The sequence below is a fragment of the Methylomonas sp. PHL2-19 genome (genome assembly GCF_059331595.1).
Window position 1 is genome coordinate 76,455 of sequence record NZ_CP196839.1, and the last position, 17,364, is coordinate 93,818.

A 17,364-nucleotide genomic window follows, 5' to 3' on the forward strand; every position below is an offset into this window, starting at 1 on the left:
ATCAGATTTCGTGATAAATCGCAGCACCTTCTTCCAGGAACTGCTTGGACTTTTCTTCCATACCAATTTTCAAGGCCTCGGCTTCTTCCAGACCTTTTTGCTCGGCGTAATTGCGCACGTCCTGGGTGATTTTCATCGAGCAGAAATGCGGACCACACATCGAGCAAAAATGCGCGACTTTTGCGGAATCCTTCGGCAAAGTTTCATCATGGAAAGAGCGGGCTTTTTCGGGATCGAGCGCCAAGTTGAACTGGTCTTCCCAGCGGAATTCGAAGCGCGCCTTGGACATGGCGTTATCGCGGATCTGCGCGCCGGGGTGGCCTTTGGCCAGATCGGCGGCATGCGCGGCGATTTTGTAGGTCACAATACCTTCGCGCACATCCTGCTTATTGGGCAGACCCAAGTGTTCTTTCTGAGTCACGTAGCACAGCATCGCACAGCCGTACCAGCCGATATTGGCAGCGCCAATCGCTGAAGTAATGTGGTCGTAGCCGGGCGCGATGTCGGTGGTCAACGGTCCCAGGGTGTAGAACGGCGCTTCGTAGCAATCTTCCAATTGCTTGTCCATGTTGACCTTGATCATTTGCAACGGCACGTGACCGGGGCCTTCGATCATGGTTTGTACATCGTGTTTCCAGGCGATTTGAGTCAATTCTCCCAGGGTTTCCAGTTCGCCGAACTGCGCTTCGTCGTTGGCGTCGTAAATCGAGCCGGGACGCAAACCATCGCCCAAGGAGAACGACACATCGTAAGCCTTCATGATTTCGCAGATTTCCTCAAAGTTGGTGTAAAGGAAACTTTCGGTATGGTGAGCTAGACACCATTTGGCCATGATGGAGCCGCCACGCGAAACAATGCCGGTGAGACGCTTGGCGGTTAAAGGCACGTGATGTAGACGTACCCCGGCATGGATGGTGAAGTAATCCACGCCCTGCTCAGCTTGTTCAATCAGCGTGTCGCGGAAGATTTCCCAAGTCAGCTCCTCGGCTTTACCATCGACTTTTTCCAGGGCTTGGTAGATCGGCACCGTGCCGATCGGTACCGGCGAGTTGCGCAAGATCCATTCGCGGGTTTCGTGGATGTTTTTGCCGGTGGATAAATCCATGATGGTATCAGCGCCCCAGCGGATGCCCCACAGCATTTTCTCGACCTCTTCTTCGATAGAAGACGTCACGGCAGAGTTACCTAGGTTACCGTTAATCTTGACCAGAAAGTTGCGGCCGATAATCATTGGCTCCAATTCGGGATGGTTGATGTTGGCGGGGATGATGGCGCGACCACGGGCAACTTCGGAGCGAACAAATTCCGGTGTGATGAAGGACTGGATATTAGCGCCGTAGGAAAAACCGGGGTGCTGACCTTGGTAACGGTCGCGCATTGCTTCAAGATTTTGGTTTTCGCGGATGGCGATGTATTCCATCTCAGGAGTAATGATGCCTTTACGGGCATAGTGCATTTGCGAGACATTGTGGCCGGATTTGGCACGACGTGGATTACGGGTCAATTCGAAACGTAAGTGCGCGGTTTTCGGGTCGTGTAAGCGCTCGTGACCATACTTTGAGGTCGGACCGCTCAATAATTCTGTGTCGCCGCGCTCCGCAATCCAGTTACCTCGAATCGAACCCAAACCTTTGTGTAAGTTCACATCCACATTAGGATCGGTGTAAACACCGGAGGTGTCGTAAACATAAATCGGCGGATTTTTTTCCGCACCGAAGTGCGCCGGCGTGTCCGACATGCTGATCTTACGCATCGGCACTTGAATATCCGCGCGACTGCCCTGAATATAAATTTTCTCGGAAGCGGGGTAGGAATCAATTCTTACGCTACTACCGGTATCGGTAGTAATCTCATTACGGACAGCGCTCATGCTTATCTCCAAAATCTCAATAAATCGCAAGCGCAGGGAAGATAGGGCTTTCCTACGCCGGTGTTAACCGGTTCAGGTTCGAAGGGTTTTTCTCAGCTTTCCGGGCTTGCATACAGCGGAAAGCACCCCTAGCCTTTCAGGTGACTTGCTAAGTTAAATGATAATCGAGCCAATTGCAAGCGCAGCGCCAAGCTCCCAAGGCGCAAAAAGCTTATAAAACAATGGGTTTTAAAGCTCATCAATCCCTCCCGGCGCTCTTGCTATCATAAGCATTCACAGCCAAACCAGAGCATATGCCGCCGCAGCAATCAACGCACTAAAAAACAGGAGAAAACATGGCATCCCAAAAAAAGCAAAGCAAACGCCTGCTGAACGACATAGAGGACTCAGTAAATCAGTTAGTATTTTTGACCAGCGATTTGAGTTTGCTTGCAGACACAAACAGACTGGCGCTAAACCTAAAAACAAACATCGAGACATTAAACCGCCAATTAGCCGGCTTAAAAAAGGCAGAATTCAACGCCACCCTGGCAGAATCGGAGATACTGGAGATATTGGACGAGCTAATCGATAGCGATCCGATCAGCACACTGGAACAACGACTGTTTGTAGCTCATGCTGATCAAGAATCGGGCGAAGTAGGCGAGTTTTTCCAACAGTTGCTCGATAAAATCGAAAAACTGTATTCGCCGCTACTATCGTCCATCCAGCAACTAACTGCGATGCCGGATAAGCTGTAAACGCTCAGTGACTGCGCTGCACCGAGAAGCGCGCCAACTCTTCAAGAGCCTGTTTGTAATCGGAATCAGGCAGGCATTGCAGTGCGGCAATCGCCTTTGCAGCGGCCCTGTCCGCACATTGCTCTGTGTATTCTATGGCATTGGTGGCCTTAACTACTTCATAGACATCGTTAAACGCCTCGCGCGAACCTTGCCGGATCGCATCGACCACAATTTTAGCCTGCTGCTCGTTCCCGTGCTGGATGGCATAGATCAACGGCAAGGTAGGCTTACCTTCAGCCAGGTCGTCACCCAAGTTTTTACCCAGTTCTTCGCTATTGGCTTTGTAATCCAATGCATCATCTATCAACTGAAACGCCACGCCCAATTGCTGACCATAAACCGCCAACGCTTCTTCCGTAGCCGGGTCTGTTGCAGAAACGACTGCCGCCAAACGGGTGGCCGTACTAAACAAAATGGCGGTTTTACGGGCAATGACTTCTAAATATCGAGCCTCACTGGTCTCCGGGTTATTGCAATTCAACAATTGCAGCACCTCACCCTCAGCAATCGCGGTGGTAGTTTTGGACATAATGGCCATCACCCGCATGTTATCGGTGCGGACCATCATTTCGAAGGCACTGGAGTACAAGTAATCACCTACGAGCACGCTAGCCGCGTTGCCCCACACCGCATTCGCCGACTCCTTGCCGCGCCGCAGAGCCGATTCGTCGACCACATCGTCGTGCAACAACGTCGCGGTATGGATGAATTCGATCACTGCTGCCAAAATCAGATGATGGTCATCAACCTTGCCCAAGGCTTTTGCCGCCAACAGCAACAGCATCGGTCGTAATCTTTTTCCGCCATTACCGATTATGTAATGCCCAATTTGATTAATCAGCACAACATCGGAACTCAGTTCCTCTAAAATCAACCGGTCGACGGCTTGAGTTTCCGCACTGGTTAAATTTTTGATGGAATCGAAGTCTATAGTGACTGACGCTGGCGTTGAAACTTTAGCTATCATGTGATGTTGTGAACTTGTCGCTCGTTAGCGTATAACGTGAATAACCGGTCATGCTATGAAGAATACTGATTAGTGTCAATAGTACTCCCTGCATAGGCCTGTTAGACAGCAGGCTTCCCCTGGAATTTTAGTTTGACTGTGACTTAAATAAAAAATATAATCCTCTGTTCACTATTAACAGATTATGCTTGATGGAGCTTACGCTGATGTATGCGGTAATTCAAACAGGTGGTAAACAGTATCGGGTCGCAGAGGGTACTACCTTAAAAATAGAAAAACTTGAGTTGGGCGCAGGCGACAGCGTAGAGTTCGACAAAGTACTGATGGTCCAATCCGGCGACTCCGTAAAAGTAGGTCAGCCATTTGTCGAAGGCGGCAAAGTGACTGCAACCGTGGTTTCCCAGGGCAGACACAAAAAAGTCAGAATCATTAAATTCAGAAGACGTAAGCACCACATGAAACAAATGGGGCATCGTCAATACTACACAGAAATCCAGATTACTGGCATTTCTGCTTAATATAACGAGGATAAGAAATGGCTCATAAGAAGGCAGGCGGTAGTACTCGTAACGGCCGCGACTCTCAGGCTCAGCGCCTCGGCGTAAAACGTTTCGGCGGTCAAGTTGTTAAAGCCGGCAACATTCTGGTTCGTCAACGCGGCACCCAGTTCCACCCTGGCACCAACGTAGGCATCGGCAAAGACCACACCTTGTTTGCAACAGTCGATGGCAAAGTGGTTTTTGAAGAAAAAGGTCCTAAAAACCGCAAATACGTCAGCATTGCAGCAGCGTAAATTTCTTTGGCTGTGCTGATTGGCACAACTAAAAATAAAAGCCTCGTTTTCAGCGGGGCTTTTTTGTTTATACCGGTAGATTATGAGATTTGTTGACGAAGCGGAAATCCGCGTAGAAGCAGGCGACGGCGGCAATGGCAAAGCCTCATTTCGCCGTGAAAAGTATATTCCCCTGGGCGGCCCGGACGGCGGCGACGGCGGCGACGGCGGCAGTGTTTATCTGGTAGCCACCGAAAACGTCAACACGCTGGTGGATTTTCGCTATCACTCGGTACACCGAGCCCAACGCGGACAAAACGGCGGCAGCCGCGATTGCACCGGCAAGAAAGGCGACGACTGCTTCGTCCCGGTCCCACCCGGCACCATCGTTTACGAAGCCGACACCGGCGAAAAAATCGGCGATCTAACCAAACCCGGTCAGCAGCTATTAGTCGCCAAAGGCGGATTCCACGGCCTCGGCAACACGCGCTTCAAAAGCAGCGTCAATCGCGCCCCGCAACAAACCAGCAAAGGCTCGGCCGGCGAGCACCGGATGTTGCGCCTGGAATTAATGGTCATCGCCGATGTTGGCTTGCTAGGCATGCCCAATGCCGGCAAATCCAGCCTGATTCGCACCGTCTCTTCCGCACGCCCCAAAGTCGCGGACTACCCATTCACAACCTTACACCCCAACCTGGGTGTCGTGCGTGTCGATGATTTACGCAGCTTTGTCATCGCAGATATCCCCGGCGTCATCGAAGGCGCTGCAGAAGGTGCAGGCCTTGGCTTGCAGTTTTTAAAACATCTATCCAGAACCGGCTTGTTGCTGCACATCGTAGACATTGCCCCCTACGAAAGCGACGAAACGCCAGTGAGCGCTGCGCGCAAAATCATCCATGAAGTGGAAAAATGGAGCGATGACCTGTCCAGCAAGCCACGCTGGCTGGTATTGAATAAGATCGACAATGTGCCTGACGACGAAGTCGAGCAACATTGCCAAGCCATCGTCGAAGAACTTGATTGGACCGGTCCGGTATTCCTGATTTCCGCCTTAAAAAATCAAGGCACGCAGGCGCTGATGTACGCCATCATGGACTTTCTCGACCAACAAAAGGCCGAGCAGGATCAGCAAGCACAGGAGCCGCGCCATGAGCCGTTCTGAGTTTTCGCAAGCCCAGCGCATTGTCGTCAAAATCGGCAGCTCACTGCTAACCGACGGCGGGCGCGGCCTCAATAAACAGGCCATCGCCGGCTGGGTCGCGCAAATGGCCGCCCTCAAACGCCAAGGCGTCGACGTGGTATTGGTATCGTCCGGCTCCGTTGCGGAAGGCATGTCCCGCTTAAAGCTAAAAGCCCGCCCGAAAACCTTACATGAATTACAAGCGGCCGCCTCAGTAGGGCAAATGGGCTTGGTCAGACGCTTTGAAGATGAATTTCAAATACACGACTTGCTGGCAGCGCAAGTATTGCTGACCCATGACGACCTTTCAGACCGCCAGCGTTACCTGAATGCCCGCAGTACTTTACTCACACTGCTGGATTTCGGTGTCGTGCCGGTCATCAATGAGAACGATGCCGTCGCTACCGAAGAAATCCGCTTCGGCGACAACGATACCTTGGGCGCGCTGGTTGCCAATTTGGTAGAAGCCGATTTGCTGATCATTCTTACCGACCAAACCGGCTTATTCGACGCCAACCCTAGCTTGAATCCAAACGCTAGGCTGATTTCCAGTATTAGCGTTAACGAAAGCCTACTTGACGAGGTTGCCGGCGGCAGCATCAGCGGCCTGGGACGCGGCGGCATGTACACCAAAGTTCGCGCCGCCAGGCTGGCTGCGCGCTCTGGTGCAGCAACAGTGATCGTATCCGGCAAAATTGACAACGTCATCCACGCAGTATTCGACGGCAATGACTTAGGTACTTATTTAATACCCAACATTGCACCGCTGGCGGCTCGCAAACAATGGCTGGCCGGGCAATTGCAACTGAAAGGCAGTGTGGTATTGGACGATGGCGCGGTAAAAATCCTGAAAGATGCCGGCAAAAGCCTACTCGCGGTCGGCGTTAAAAGCGTACAAGGTTCGTTTAAACGTGGCGACCTGGTCTCTTGCCTGGATTTGCAAGGCAATGAAATCGCCCGCGGCTTAATCAATTACGGCGCGGACGATGCCAATAAAATCGCTGGCAAACCCAGCAGCGAATTCGAAACATTGCTGGGCTACGCCGACGAAGACGAACTTATCCATCGCGATAATTTAGTGTTGGTCTGAAACCAGACGACTTCGCGACTAGCCAAGTCGTCTGCCATTAATCTCAGGTATTCTGGATAACAATATTTGGAAACCGGCCGCTATAATCCCGCGCACGCATTGCCAGCTTGGCGGCCATTTTCCGGGCAATCGCTTTGTAGATTTGCGCCGGCCGGCCATCCGGGTCAGCCACCACTGTAGGCCTGCCGCTATCGGCGTACTCGCGAATCCGTATATCCAGCGGCAAAGACCCCAGTAAATCAAGCTTATTCTTGACCGCCATCGCCACGCCGCCGCCTTGCCCGAAAATCGCCTCTTCGTGTCCGCAATTGCTGCAAATATGCACGCTCATATTTTCCACTAGCCCCAATATAGGCACGTTGACCTTTTCAAACATCCCCAAGCCGCGCTGAGCGTCGATCAGGGCAATATCCTGCGGTGTAGTCACGATCACCGCGCCACTCACCGGTATTTGTTGAGCCAATGTCAGCTGAATGTCACCAGTGCCGGGCGGCAAATCGATGATCAGATAATCCACATCCTGCCACTGGGTTTGATTCAGTAATTGTTGCAAAGCACCGGTAACCATGGGTCCACGCCAGATCATCGGCTGATCCGGATCGATCAGATAACCGATGGAAATTGTCTGCACTCCGAACGAGATTTTCGGCAACATACTTTTGCCGTCAGGGCTATCGGGCTTACCGGACAAGCCCAACATGGTCGGAATGCTGGGGCCGTAAATATCCGCATCCAGAATACCGACATTGGCGCCTTCCGCCGCCAAGGCCAGAGCTAGGTTCACGGAAGTGGTGGACTTGCCCACCCCACCCTTGCCGGAGGCCACTGCGATGATGTTTTTCACATTCGGCAAGGGTTTCAGCGCCTTTTGCACCGAGTGCGAAACGATATTGAAACTGACCGACACATCCAGTTTGCCGACGTCCGGCAAAGTTTGCAGACGCTGTGTTACCGCCGCCTTCAGTTCTTCAAGATAACTTTTAGCCGGATAACCCAACTCAATAACGACGCTGACATCATTGCCATCCACACTGATTTTCTTAACGGATTTTGCCGACACCAAATCGGTTTCCACATTTGGATCGATAAAGTGTTTAAGTAAATTTTCGACAGCCGTTTTGTCAATGCTCGCCATGCGGAACTCCGAAGTAAGGGGAAATAATAACCAAGTAAAATAGTGCGAATATGATAACACCTTAACAGGATGCCATTAAATCCGCGCCATTGTTAAAAAATAGTTTTCTCTTGCAGAATAATGCTTTATCGTAACGACTTAACAATTAGCCTTAATAGTTAATTCTTAATTAAGACTTAATGCCGCCTTAATCTGATTTTAATTTGGATCGCTTACCTTCAACCATCCGCTCCGTCACTATCTGCGCCTATCATAAACATGTCAGCAGTCATTCAAAACCGTACTGATTCACCGATACCGCTAGTCTTCGTTGTAGCAGTAGTCAGCGCCCTGCTTAGCGGCTGTCAAAGCATACCGTTATTTTCCGACAACCAGCCGGAACACATCGTCTGGAACTCCAAACCGGACAATATAGCCAGTCATGAATTTAACCTGAGCAGTGACCAAGGCATGGTCGGTACGCTTGCCAGTATCAGCAGCCGCGAAAACGATACGCTGTCCGACATCGGCCGCCATTACGGTTTGGGTTACAACGACATTACCATCGCCAATGCCCATCTCGATCCATGGACCTTGCCCGCCGAGCAAACCGTGTTGCTGCCTTTGCGTTTCGTGCTCCCCGACGCCCCACGCAAAGGTATCGTGTTGAATCTGGCCAATATGCGCATGTTCTATTACCCCAAAAATCAAGCCAATACCGTGCTGACGTATCCGGTGGGCATCGGCCGCCAAGGCTGGAACACGCCGTTAGGACAAACCCAAATTGTCGCAAAAAAGGCCAATCCGGACTGGACGGTACCGGAATCGATCCACCGCGAACATCAGGCATTGGGTGACCCACTACCCAAAGTGATACGTTCCGGCCCGGACAACCCCTTGGGCAGCTACGCCATGCCCTTGGGTTTCAGCGGCTATTTGATCCACGGCACCAACAAGCCTTACGGGATTGGCTTACAAGTCAGCCATGGCTGCGTACAGCTATACCCCGAAGACATAGAAGTCCTATTCAACAAAGTAGAAGTCGGCACCCCGGTTCGTATCGTCCACCAGCCGTACATGGCAACCTGGCAAGATGACATGCTTTATCTGGAAGCCCACCGCCCATTAGACAAATGGGAAAAACAACAAAAACAGCTGCAAAAAGATATTCGAAAAAAATTGCAACAGCTTGCATCCGAAAAGCAAGCAACGGTTGATTGGAGCAAAGTCGAGCGCATCTTGCAACGTGCCGACGGCGTCCCCACTCCCGTATTGCCGGGCAGTGCTGATCTACCCGAATTAACAGCGGATGCGGTGCAACTTGCCCATCCTGAGCAATTCTACGGCCAACCGGTTATCAATGAATTGAGCGACAGCGACTGGTCGATTCTGGCCGCCAGCTTCGAAAATGAGACCGACGCCCAAAAGCTGGCAGCCATGCTCAATCACCAAGGACCGCCGATTCCTGCCCGAAAAATTGCCAAGGATGGTGGTTTCCAAGTAGTGGCAGGACCGTTTAAGAATAAGAAAGAAGCCAAAACCGTAGCGCAACGCATCAAGCAGAATTTCGATATGGACGTTAAAGCCATCGATCCGAAACAGGCTGCAAGAAACTAAGTGCGGCCAGGACTTATTGCCGGCCCAGCAAGGACTGCCGCAACAAGGCCGACGCCTGCTCGACCGGCACGGGTTTGCTGAAAAAATACCCTTGTCCGTAATTGCACTGCTGTCCGCCCAAAAAGTCCAACTGACTCTGATCTTCGACGCCTTCCGCTACTAACTCCAGTTTCAGTTGGCCCGCCATTGCCGAAATAGCCGACACAATCGCTCTATCGTTGGCGTCGGTGCAAATATCCTTCACGAACGATTTATCGATTTTTAAGGTATCGAGCGGAAAACGCTTCAAATAACTGAGCGAAGAATAGCCGGTACCGAAATCATCCACCGAAATCCGCACTCCCAGCTGCTTGATCTGATTCAGCGTGTCCAGCGTCGTATCCAGCTTATGCATCAAGATGCTTTCGGTAATCTCTAACTCCAACAACTCCGGCGAAAGTTCGGTTTCTTTCAGCACATCCAACACCACATCCAGCAGCTGACGCTGATCTTGGAAACGGTGAAACTGCCGTCCGGACAAATTGACCGCAATTCGAATCGGCATACCGGCCAACTGCCAGGCCCGCGCTTGTTTGCATGCAGTCCGCAATACCCAAGCTCCTATCGGGACGATCAGCCCGGTCTCTTCCGCCAAGCCGATGAATTGATCCGGCATGACGATACCCAAGGCTTGATTGTGCCAACGGATCAAGGCCTCCATGCCGATGATGCAACCGTTGTCGATTTTCACCTGCGGCTGATAATGCAACACCAGTTCCTCCAACTCCAGGGCCTGGCGCAAATGATGCTCCAACTTCAGATAATACTGAGCGGCGCTGTTCATTTCCGGGGTAAAAAATTGATAATTATTTTTGCCCAGCTTTTTGGCGTGATACAAAGCAGAGTCGGCCTGCGCCAGCAACTCGTCAAACGAAAGCGAATTATCCGGATAAATACTGATACCGATACTGGCCCGGGAATAGATTTGATGCTGTTGAACCTGCAAAGGCTCGTTCAAGGCATGTAATATTTTGATGGCCACTTTGGCGGCGTCCAGACTATCTGCAATATTGGGCAGCATGATAATAAACTCATCGCCACCCATTCTGGAGGGCGTATCGCCTTCCCTCAAACAATCCGAAATTCGCTTGGCAACAGCTCTGAGCAATTCGTCACCCACGGCATGTCCAAAGGTATCGTTGATCGCCTTGAAGTTATCCAGATCGAGAAATAGAAACGCGATAATGTCGTTCTTGCGCTGCGCTTGCGTAATGAACTGCAAGGCTCTATCGGTTAACAAAGTTCGGTTCGGCAACTCGGTAAGCGCATCGAAATGGGCAATGTAATCCAGGCGTTGCCGTGCACGTTTCACTTCCTCAATTTCCCGGGCGTTATCGATTACCAGCGACAATGAATGCGCAAAACTCAACGCCAACTCTTCATCGTTCTTGGTAAACAGCTCACCACTGTATTTATCGCTGAGATAGATACGCCCATACACCCGGCCTTGATGGGAAATAGGCACCGCCAATAAGGATTTCATCTGCGGATGATGCTGCGGAAAACCGGCGCTGCGCGGGTCCTTGCCCATATCCTCAAGCCGCAACGAGACATTTTCCTCAATCACGACCCCCAACAAGCCCCTGCCCTCGGGTAAATGCCCGATTTGCTGAGCCTGTTCGTCGCTGATTCCGGCATAAATAAATTCCTTCAACGCACCAACATTATCGACAATTCCAATAGCACCATAACGGGCATCCAATAGCTTGCAAAGCGCATCAATGCCGGCCTGCAATAACTCGGTTTCGATAGAGGTATGCGCCAACACTCCCAATAAACTGCGCGCAGCGTCGTTCAATGCCGCCAAACGTTCGACCCACACTACCGTTTGCTCGTGGTTGGTTTCCGCCGCAATCTTAAGGCGCATAGTCTCTTTCAGTAATTGCCGTTCGCGGTTTAGTAGAGCTTCCAAAATACTTTGCCGGGTAACCACGCCGACGAATTGACCTTTATTGAGCACGGCCAAGGCGCCCAACTGATTTTCATCCATCAGACCTAACGCTTTGCGGACGCCAAGCTTGGGAGCGACACTAAGCATCGGCCGATGTTCCACCAAATCGGCAAAAATCCAATTGGGATGTTTTGATATATCGTGATCGGTGGCCAAACCGCAAAACTCTTCCGCCGGAGCATCCCGGAACACGGCGAAAACAATATCGCATGCCACGCTATATGGACGATCCTCCTCCTTGACCCGACGAACGTGCGGCCATAAACAATCGCCAACCGCCAGTTGTTTCATAACTTGGTATTTAGCTGAACGGAAATATCCATCTCCGCATGCAATATTTCATCGTCACTCATCAAGGGCTTTATCTGAGTCAACACGAAATCGATTAACGCAGCCTTGCTGATACGTTTTAGCAAGCTCTGTCTTACCAAAAGATCACTGATCACATCGTCATCAAACTCAATATGCTCAAACGGCGCTTTTACCAATAGTTCGATTGCCCGGCGCATGGCGATGCAGCCAATCGGAGACTCCTTGCCTAACACCAACATATCTTTTAACGGCGGAATAGCGTATTCGCCCAAGTTGGCAGAAATATGAATTTGATTTTGGCTGGCTTTGTACATGGTCTAATGGCCGAATTATCTGACAAATTGAAAGGTTAATTTAGCAGATTTTCAGTTTTGAGAATTATTTCAGTAGCAGCCGACGCTAGGTCAGAGACTTCACTTGCCGCTCGACCACGTGCTATGGAAATGAAGAAAGGAAGGACTTAAAAGTTACCGCTAAAATCATGCGGATTGGCGATTACCCATCCACAACAACTAACTTGAAAAAAAGGAATTTGCATTGCGTTTGCCGGCTTGCCTAATTAGACGACAGCTGTCAACTAAGCAAACCGGTAAACGCTATCCGGACAATCGAGGGGAGATTATCCGGTCACAAAACAGGCGGCAGTGACCGCCAAAAACAATTATCTCGGTTCAAACCAAACCGCTCAAAACCTCTATCAAACCGACTCTTAAACGCCCTGGATTCGTCATTCCTGAGAAGGTCGCAACCGTTAAAGAATTCTCAGCGAATCCGGCATAGCCGCTGGGCTCCCGGTTTCGCGGGAGCGACGATATTCAAGAATTGGATCAATCATTTCGTAAAGTCTTGGCCGGCAAGTTGTCGAACCGAATAGGTTCAACGGGTATCAGTTGCCACCTTTGAAGGTAATTTCCAGCGCGTGCAAGGCATTAGCGCAATTAGCGCTGCCTTGAATAGCCGGATCATCGTGACAAGCTTGGTTTTGGGTACGCGCCTCTTTAATGTTGGCCACATACCAAGCGACGGTTTTGACATCCTCGCCAGCCGCTTCATTGGCATTAGTAACATTCAACGCCGTAGTCAAACCCAGCGCGGCAACGGCAGCGGCTATTATCATCATGTGTGCTTTTTTCATAAAAACTCCTTGGCTTCTCGATTATCGGGGGGAACGATTAACGCCCATGCAAACCCGCATGAGCTGGCGATAATCTAGCAAAGAATCCTAACGTTTAAAATGTGGCCGATTGCCGCGCGACAATATGTCTCTACAGTGCGGCATATCACACAATTTTGCACAAAAACCCCTAAATGCGGCTGACAAAAAGCGTTAATAACAAATGGCCGCAAAACACAGCGGGACAGCCCAGGCAGGTTTGTTGGAGAAAAGACGGCGCAATAAGCCAAAGCCATTGCGCCAGGGATTTATTTGATTTTGACCAGTTCCTTACCATTGCTGGAGAAACTGCAGATACCGGCTGCGAAATAAGTACATTCGTCCGATTGCTCCAGCTTGGCACCGTTAGGCGTCAGATGAATTTTCACTGAGCACGAGCGCGCTTCGCCCTCAATGTGCTTTTTCAAGACCAATTCGTTTTCACCAACACTTTTAGCCTCATCGGATACCGTTGCGGAACAGGCGTGCTTGCCGGCTTCATCGGGATTGGGTTCGAAATCCACATCCACCGTGGCGTTAATGTCTTTACCTAAGGTCGTAACCTTCAAATGCTGTACATGATTGCCGTCGCGCAACAGATAATGGTCAGTAGCCGCCGCCGCAGTACCGGAAGCCAGCATCGCGATGGCCAGAAACAACGTTTTTCTCATGATGTTACCTCTTCTTATAAGTTTAAGTGATTCAAAAAGGGCTAAGGCCGATCCGACTTTAAGTATGCCATGCCGGACGGTATAGCGCTTAAGCTGGAGGCTTGGTTGGGATTGTACCTTACTGATCCCTATTACCAAACATCCCTAGCCCCCGCATCAGGGTAACGCGCCGGCAATCGGCAAACCGCTGCCCAAACCATGAAAGCCCTGGCGATTTATGCCATAATCCGCCCTCATTTTCCCAGGCTGTTTTAACCCCATGTCTAACCGAAAAATCCTTGTTACCAGCGCCTTACCGTATGCCAACGGCCCCATCCACTTGGGCCACCTCGTCGAATATATTCAAACCGACATCTGGGTGCGGTTCCAGAAACAACGCGGGCACAATTGCTACTACGTCTGCGCCGACGACACCCACGGCACGCCGATCATGCTTAGAGCCGACAAGGAAGGCATTACCCCGGAACAACTGATCGCCGATGTGGAAAAACAACATCGCGCCGATTTCCAGGAATTTGGTGTTGCTTTCGACCAGTACCACAGCACCCATTCGCCGGAAAACAAAGAATACTCGGCGCTGATCTACAAACGTCTGCGCGCCGGCGGCCATATCAGCCAACGCAACATCACCCAGGCTTACGATCCGGTGAAAAATATGTTCCTACCGGACCGTTTCATCAAGGGCGAATGCCCGAAATGCGGCGCGGCCGACCAATACGGCGACAGCTGCGAAGCCTGCGGCGCCACCTATTCGCCCACCGAACTGAAAAACGCCGTCTCCGCCATTTCCGGTGAGCGCCCCATCGAAAAAGATTCCGAGCATTACTTTTTCGAACTCGGCCATTTTGCCGACATGCTGCGCGACTGGACCACTGCCGGTCACTTGCAACCGGAAGTCAGCAACAAGATGGCCGAATGGCTGGAGAACGGCTTGCAGCAATGGGATATTTCCCGCGATGCGCCTTATTTCGGCTTTGAAATTCCCGATGCGCCGGGCAAGTATTTCTACGTCTGGCTGGATGCGCCCATCGGTTACATGGCCAGCTTCAAGCACTTCTGCGACCGTCAAGGCCTGGATTTCGACCAGTTTTGGCAAAAAGACAGCACCACCGAGCTGTACCATTTCATCGGCAAGGACATCATTTACTTCCACGCCCTGTTCTGGCCGGCCATGCTGCACGGCGCAGACTTTAGAACACCCAGCGCGATCTTCGCCCACGGCTTTTTAACCGTCAACGGCGAGAAAATGTCCAAATCGCGCGGCACCTTCATCAAGGCCCGCACCTACCTGGACCATCTGAACCCGGAATATCTGCGCTATTACTTCGCCGCAAAACTCAGCGCCGGCGTCGACGACATCGACTTGAACTTCGACGATTTCAGCCAGCGCGTCAATTCCGACTTGGTCGGCAAAGTGGTTAATATCGCCAGCCGTTGCAGCGGCTTCATCGCCAAGCGCTTCGACGGCCTGCTTTCGGCGGAATGCGCCGAACCGGCACTATTCCAACAGTTTGTCGACGCTAACAGCACGATTGCCGATTTATACGAAAGCCGCGAGTTCGGCAAAGCGATGCGGGAAATCATGGCGCTGGCCGACAAGGCCAACCAATATATCGACGAGAAAAAACCCTGGCTAATCGCCAAGGAAGAAGGCAAAGACGCCGAGTTACATGCCGTGTGCAGCATGGGCGTGAATCTGTTTCGGATGCTGGTAGCTTATCTGCGCCCGGTGATTCCGACGCTGGCAAACAACGCCGAAAGCTTTTTGAACATTCCCACACAAAGCTGGCCGAGCGATGCTCAACCGCTGCTCGACCATAAAATCAACAGCTTCGTACCGTTGATGACCCGCGTAGAGCCGGACAAAATCGCCGCGATTGTAGAAGCCTCCAAAGAAAATCTGGAAAAGACGCCACCGGTTGTAGCCAAGCCAGGCAAACAAGCTGCCGCCGTGGAAAACAATCCCGAGCAAGTAGCAAAAGCGATAGCCGAGCCGATTGCTGAAGCGATCGAGATCGAAGACTTTGCCAAAATTGATTTGCGCATCGGCCGCATCGTCAAAGCCGAATCGGTGGAAGGCGCCGAAAAGCTGCTGCAACTGACGGTGGATTTGGGGACCGAAACCCGCAATATCTTCGCCGGCATTAAATCGGCCTACGCCCCGGAAGAACTGGAAGGCAAATTGACCGTGGTAGTGGCAAATCTAAAGCCGCGCAAAATGCGCTTCGGCACCTCGGAAGGCATGGTATTGGCGGCCGGACCCGGCGGCAAAGACATCTGGGTGCTGTCGCCGGACCAAGGCGCGCAACCGGGCATGCGGGTTAAATAAAGCAAGAGGCCGCAAGACAGCTTATTGGTCATGAGCGAGCAACACGAGGCATCTCTAGCCGTACAGATCGACGCGCTGCTACCGCAAACCCAGTGCCGCAAATGCGGTTACCAGGGATGCCGGCCGTATGCGCAAGCTATCGCCAACGGTGAAGCCGACATAAACCAGTGTCCGCCGGGCGGTGACCAGGGTGTCCGTCTACTGGCGGATTTCCTGAACGTCCCCGCCAAACCGTTGAATCCGGCGTTCGGTATGACGCAGCCTTTGCAAGTGGCCGTAATCGACGAGGCAAATTGCATAGGCTGCACCAAATGCCTGCCGCCTTGCCCCACCGACGCCATTCTCGGTGCATCTAAGCAGATGCATACCGTCATCGCCACCTTATGCACCGGTTGCGAATTATGCATCGCCCCCTGCCCGGTCAACTGTATCAGCATGATCCCGGCAAACGCCGAATGGACCGCCGCTAATGCGGAGCAATCCAGACAGCGCCACCAAGCCAAAAACCGGCGCCAGGCCAAAGCGGAAGCGGAAAAGTCCGAACGGCTGAATCGGCAAAAACAACTGCTGGCGAAACTTAATAAAGGAAAAACCGCTGTTTAAGCCAGGATTGGCAATGACTTTAACGGCATTTAATCTTATAATGGCGCGCTTACCCGATTCGGCCCAGTGGCCGATACGTATCCTGAAAGGAAATCCTCTTAGGTTTTCAGGATTAAGGTAAAAAGCCTAAACCGCTTGACTGCAAATCACATAGCGCCCGTAGCTCAGCTGGATAGAGCGCAGCCCTCCGGAGGCTGAGGCCAGAGGTTCGAATCCTCTCGGGCGCGCCATTTGACATGTTTCCTACCCTATCTTGACTCTGCGTACGATGGTGCCGAGAGGCCTTTAGTAGCAAATAGTCTTTTGCCATGCCCGGCAAACCCGCTTCCGAAACCCTGATCAAATGGGCATTTAATATTAGCCTGCCCCTTAACGTCTCTGGAGTCGCCATACCCGCGAAAGCAGAAATCCAAAATAGCCGCTGGGCTATGGTCATAGCTGGAAAATCGATACTTAAAGACTAATAAACAGGCTAATCCGGATTGAAGTCACTCAAGGCGTTTTCAAGTTCCTCCAACAGGGTCTTTAACACTTCGGCTTCTTGAAGCAAATGGCTATTTTCTTGGCGGACGGCTGGCCCCGGAACGGTTTCCGCCTTAATGCTTGATTTATCCGCTGCCGATTTAGCCGGCATATCGGTTAACAATGCTTCAAGCCCGCGGCCCAGGCCGCGTTTGGGTGGAATATTATTCATATCAATTTAATGACAACAACAAATCCGCAGCACTTGCGGCCGCTTAAGGCCATCATCTCCAGCGCATAGACCCTGGTAACTTCGGCGAAGTGTTGCTGCAACATCAAATAAACTCCTCTTCTAATCACGGGGAACCGAGCCAATACAAACTGGGGCAACGAATACCGGAGAACCTCCATTTCGCCGGCGAACAAGGCATTTTAGCAATTTCCCTGCCGGC

17 protein-coding genes, 1 tRNA gene and 1 riboswitch are annotated in these 17,364 nt (G+C 51.5%); of the genes, 10 read left to right on the forward strand and 8 right to left on the reverse strand.

Annotation, left to right across the window (positions count from 1 at the left end):
• Window position 1: 1 nt before the first annotated feature.
• Entirely contained in the window at window positions 2–1,870 is a 1,869-nt protein-coding gene (thiC, locus tag ACR02O_RS00375; RefSeq protein ID WP_494522545.1) for a phosphomethylpyrimidine synthase ThiC, read from the reverse strand.
• Window positions 1,871–1,902: 32 nt separating this feature from the next.
• Window positions 1,903–2,010, reverse strand: a riboswitch (TPP riboswitch).
• A 195-nt stretch (window positions 2,011–2,205) separates the two neighbouring features.
• On the opposite strand from thiC, the gene ACR02O_RS00380 reads away from it, so the two are divergent.
• Entirely contained in the window at window positions 2,206–2,610 is a 405-nt protein-coding gene (locus ACR02O_RS00380) for a hypothetical protein (protein WP_205452931.1), read from the forward strand.
• 4 nt (window positions 2,611–2,614) lie between these two features.
• Here the strand turns inward: ACR02O_RS00380 and ispB are convergent, their stop codons facing one another.
• Window positions 2,615–3,619: an octaprenyl diphosphate synthase gene (gene ispB / locus ACR02O_RS00385; RefSeq protein ID WP_171696696.1), complete on the reverse strand. Its 1,005-nt coding sequence runs from the start codon at window positions 3,617–3,619 to the stop codon at window positions 2,615–2,617.
• A gap of 206 nt (window positions 3,620–3,825) precedes the next feature.
• On the opposite strand from ispB, the gene rplU reads away from it, so the two are divergent.
• From rplU to proB, 4 genes are all read left to right on the forward strand, one after another.
• Window positions 3,826–4,137, forward strand: coding sequence for a 50S ribosomal protein L21 (gene rplU / locus ACR02O_RS00390; protein WP_033156113.1), 312 nt, complete (start codon window positions 3,826–3,828; stop codon window positions 4,135–4,137).
• A 17-nt stretch (window positions 4,138–4,154) separates the two neighbouring features.
• Window positions 4,155–4,412 (forward strand): 50S ribosomal protein L27, encoded by a 258-nt coding sequence (gene rpmA / locus ACR02O_RS00395; protein ID WP_020484554.1) that lies wholly within the window; start codon window positions 4,155–4,157, stop codon window positions 4,410–4,412.
• An 82-nt stretch (window positions 4,413–4,494) separates the two neighbouring features.
• Complete coding sequence (gene cgtA, locus ACR02O_RS00400) at window positions 4,495–5,553, forward strand: Obg family GTPase CgtA (protein ID WP_458138428.1); 1,059 nt, start codon at window positions 4,495–4,497, stop codon at window positions 5,551–5,553.
• On the forward strand, window positions 5,540–6,661 hold the full coding sequence (gene proB, locus ACR02O_RS00405; protein ID WP_458138429.1) for a glutamate 5-kinase: 1,122 nt from the start codon (window positions 5,540–5,542) through the stop codon (window positions 6,659–6,661). The genes cgtA and proB overlap by 14 nt, the downstream gene beginning before the upstream one ends.
• Window positions 6,662–6,704: 43 nt before the next feature.
• Here proB and apbC read toward each other — a convergent pair whose 3' ends face one another.
• On the reverse strand, window positions 6,705–7,796 hold the full coding sequence (apbC, locus tag ACR02O_RS00410) for an iron-sulfur cluster carrier protein ApbC (RefSeq protein ID WP_494522546.1): 1,092 nt from the start codon (window positions 7,794–7,796) through the stop codon (window positions 6,705–6,707).
• Window positions 7,797–8,054: 258 nt separating this feature from the next.
• Between apbC and ACR02O_RS00415 the strand changes: the two genes are divergently transcribed.
• Window positions 8,055–9,392, forward strand: coding sequence for a L,D-transpeptidase family protein (locus ACR02O_RS00415; protein ID WP_494522547.1), 1,338 nt, complete (start codon window positions 8,055–8,057; stop codon window positions 9,390–9,392).
• A 13-nt stretch (window positions 9,393–9,405) separates the two neighbouring features.
• Here the strand turns inward: ACR02O_RS00415 and ACR02O_RS00420 are convergent, their stop codons facing one another.
• The 4 genes from ACR02O_RS00420 to ACR02O_RS00435 form a co-directional block, all read right to left on the reverse strand.
• Window positions 9,406–11,673, reverse strand: coding sequence for an EAL domain-containing protein (locus ACR02O_RS00420; protein WP_494522548.1), 2,268 nt, complete (start codon window positions 11,671–11,673; stop codon window positions 9,406–9,408).
• Window positions 11,670–12,008, reverse strand: a complete 339-nt coding sequence (locus tag ACR02O_RS00425) for a hypothetical protein (RefSeq protein ID WP_445367137.1) — start codon at window positions 12,006–12,008, stop codon at window positions 11,670–11,672. The genes ACR02O_RS00420 and ACR02O_RS00425 overlap by 4 nt, the downstream gene beginning before the upstream one ends.
• A gap of 572 nt (window positions 12,009–12,580) precedes the next feature.
• Window positions 12,581–12,829 carry an EexN family lipoprotein gene (locus ACR02O_RS00430; RefSeq protein ID WP_033155832.1) on the reverse strand — a complete coding sequence of 83 codons (249 nt, stop codon included), beginning with the start codon at window positions 12,827–12,829 and terminating at the stop codon, window positions 12,581–12,583.
• A gap of 287 nt (window positions 12,830–13,116) precedes the next feature.
• The gene (locus tag ACR02O_RS00435) at window positions 13,117–13,518 is read right to left on the reverse strand and encodes a hypothetical protein (protein WP_494522549.1); all 402 of its coding nucleotides are present in this window, start codon (window positions 13,516–13,518) and stop codon (window positions 13,117–13,119) included.
• 259 nt (window positions 13,519–13,777) lie between these two features.
• Here ACR02O_RS00435 and metG point away from each other — a divergent pair, with 259 nt between their 5' ends.
• From metG to ACR02O_RS00455, 4 genes are all read left to right on the forward strand, one after another.
• Window positions 13,778–15,847, forward strand: coding sequence for a methionine--tRNA ligase (metG, locus tag ACR02O_RS00440; RefSeq protein ID WP_494522550.1), 2,070 nt, complete (start codon window positions 13,778–13,780; stop codon window positions 15,845–15,847).
• Window positions 15,848–15,877: 30 nt separating this feature from the next.
• Window positions 15,878–16,450: an RnfABCDGE type electron transport complex subunit B gene (locus ACR02O_RS00445; RefSeq protein WP_415879758.1), complete on the forward strand. Its 573-nt coding sequence runs from the start codon at window positions 15,878–15,880 to the stop codon at window positions 16,448–16,450.
• A gap of 153 nt (window positions 16,451–16,603) precedes the next feature.
• Window positions 16,604–16,680: transfer RNA gene (locus ACR02O_RS00450), tRNA-Arg, on the forward strand.
• Between the two features lie 78 nt (window positions 16,681–16,758).
• Window positions 16,759–16,914, forward strand: a complete 156-nt coding sequence (locus ACR02O_RS00455; RefSeq protein ID WP_494522551.1) for a hypothetical protein — start codon at window positions 16,759–16,761, stop codon at window positions 16,912–16,914.
• 8 nt (window positions 16,915–16,922) lie between these two features.
• On the opposite strand, the gene ACR02O_RS00460 is transcribed toward ACR02O_RS00455, so the two are convergent.
• The gene (locus ACR02O_RS00460; RefSeq protein ID WP_101051493.1) at window positions 16,923–17,144 is read right to left on the reverse strand and encodes a hypothetical protein; all 222 of its coding nucleotides are present in this window, start codon (window positions 17,142–17,144) and stop codon (window positions 16,923–16,925) included.
• Window positions 17,145–17,364: the final 220 nt, after the last annotated feature.

Coding starts and splice junctions, on each gene's coding strand:
- thiC (WP_494522545.1), bottom strand. CDS start 1,870: ATGAGCGCTGTCCGTAATGAGATTACTACCGATACCGGTAGTAGCGTA.
- ACR02O_RS00380 (WP_205452931.1), top strand. CDS start 2,206: ATGGCATCCCAAAAAAAGCAAAGCAAACGCCTGCTGAACGACATAGAG.
- ispB (WP_171696696.1), bottom strand. CDS start 3,619: ATGATAGCTAAAGTTTCAACGCCAGCGTCAGTCACTATAGACTTCGAT.
- rplU (WP_033156113.1), top strand. CDS start 3,826: ATGTATGCGGTAATTCAAACAGGTGGTAAACAGTATCGGGTCGCAGAG.
- rpmA (WP_020484554.1), top strand. CDS start 4,155: ATGGCTCATAAGAAGGCAGGCGGTAGTACTCGTAACGGCCGCGACTCT.
- cgtA (WP_458138428.1), top strand. CDS start 4,495: ATGAGATTTGTTGACGAAGCGGAAATCCGCGTAGAAGCAGGCGACGGC.
- proB (WP_458138429.1), top strand. CDS start 5,540: ATGAGCCGTTCTGAGTTTTCGCAAGCCCAGCGCATTGTCGTCAAAATC.
- apbC (WP_494522546.1), bottom strand. CDS start 7,796: ATGGCGAGCATTGACAAAACGGCTGTCGAAAATTTACTTAAACACTTT.
- ACR02O_RS00415 (WP_494522547.1), top strand. CDS start 8,055: ATGTCAGCAGTCATTCAAAACCGTACTGATTCACCGATACCGCTAGTC.
- ACR02O_RS00420 (WP_494522548.1), bottom strand. CDS start 11,673: ATGAAACAACTGGCGGTTGGCGATTGTTTATGGCCGCACGTTCGTCGG.
- ACR02O_RS00425 (WP_445367137.1), bottom strand. CDS start 12,008: ATGTACAAAGCCAGCCAAAATCAAATTCATATTTCTGCCAACTTGGGC.
- ACR02O_RS00430 (WP_033155832.1), bottom strand. CDS start 12,829: ATGAAAAAAGCACACATGATGATAATAGCCGCTGCCGTTGCCGCGCTG.
- ACR02O_RS00435 (WP_494522549.1), bottom strand. CDS start 13,518: ATGAGAAAAACGTTGTTTCTGGCCATCGCGATGCTGGCTTCCGGTACT.
- metG (WP_494522550.1), top strand. CDS start 13,778: ATGTCTAACCGAAAAATCCTTGTTACCAGCGCCTTACCGTATGCCAAC.
- ACR02O_RS00445 (WP_415879758.1), top strand. CDS start 15,878: ATGAGCGAGCAACACGAGGCATCTCTAGCCGTACAGATCGACGCGCTG.
- ACR02O_RS00455 (WP_494522551.1), top strand. CDS start 16,759: ATGCCCGGCAAACCCGCTTCCGAAACCCTGATCAAATGGGCATTTAAT.
- ACR02O_RS00460 (WP_101051493.1), bottom strand. CDS start 17,144: ATGAATAATATTCCACCCAAACGCGGCCTGGGCCGCGGGCTTGAAGCA.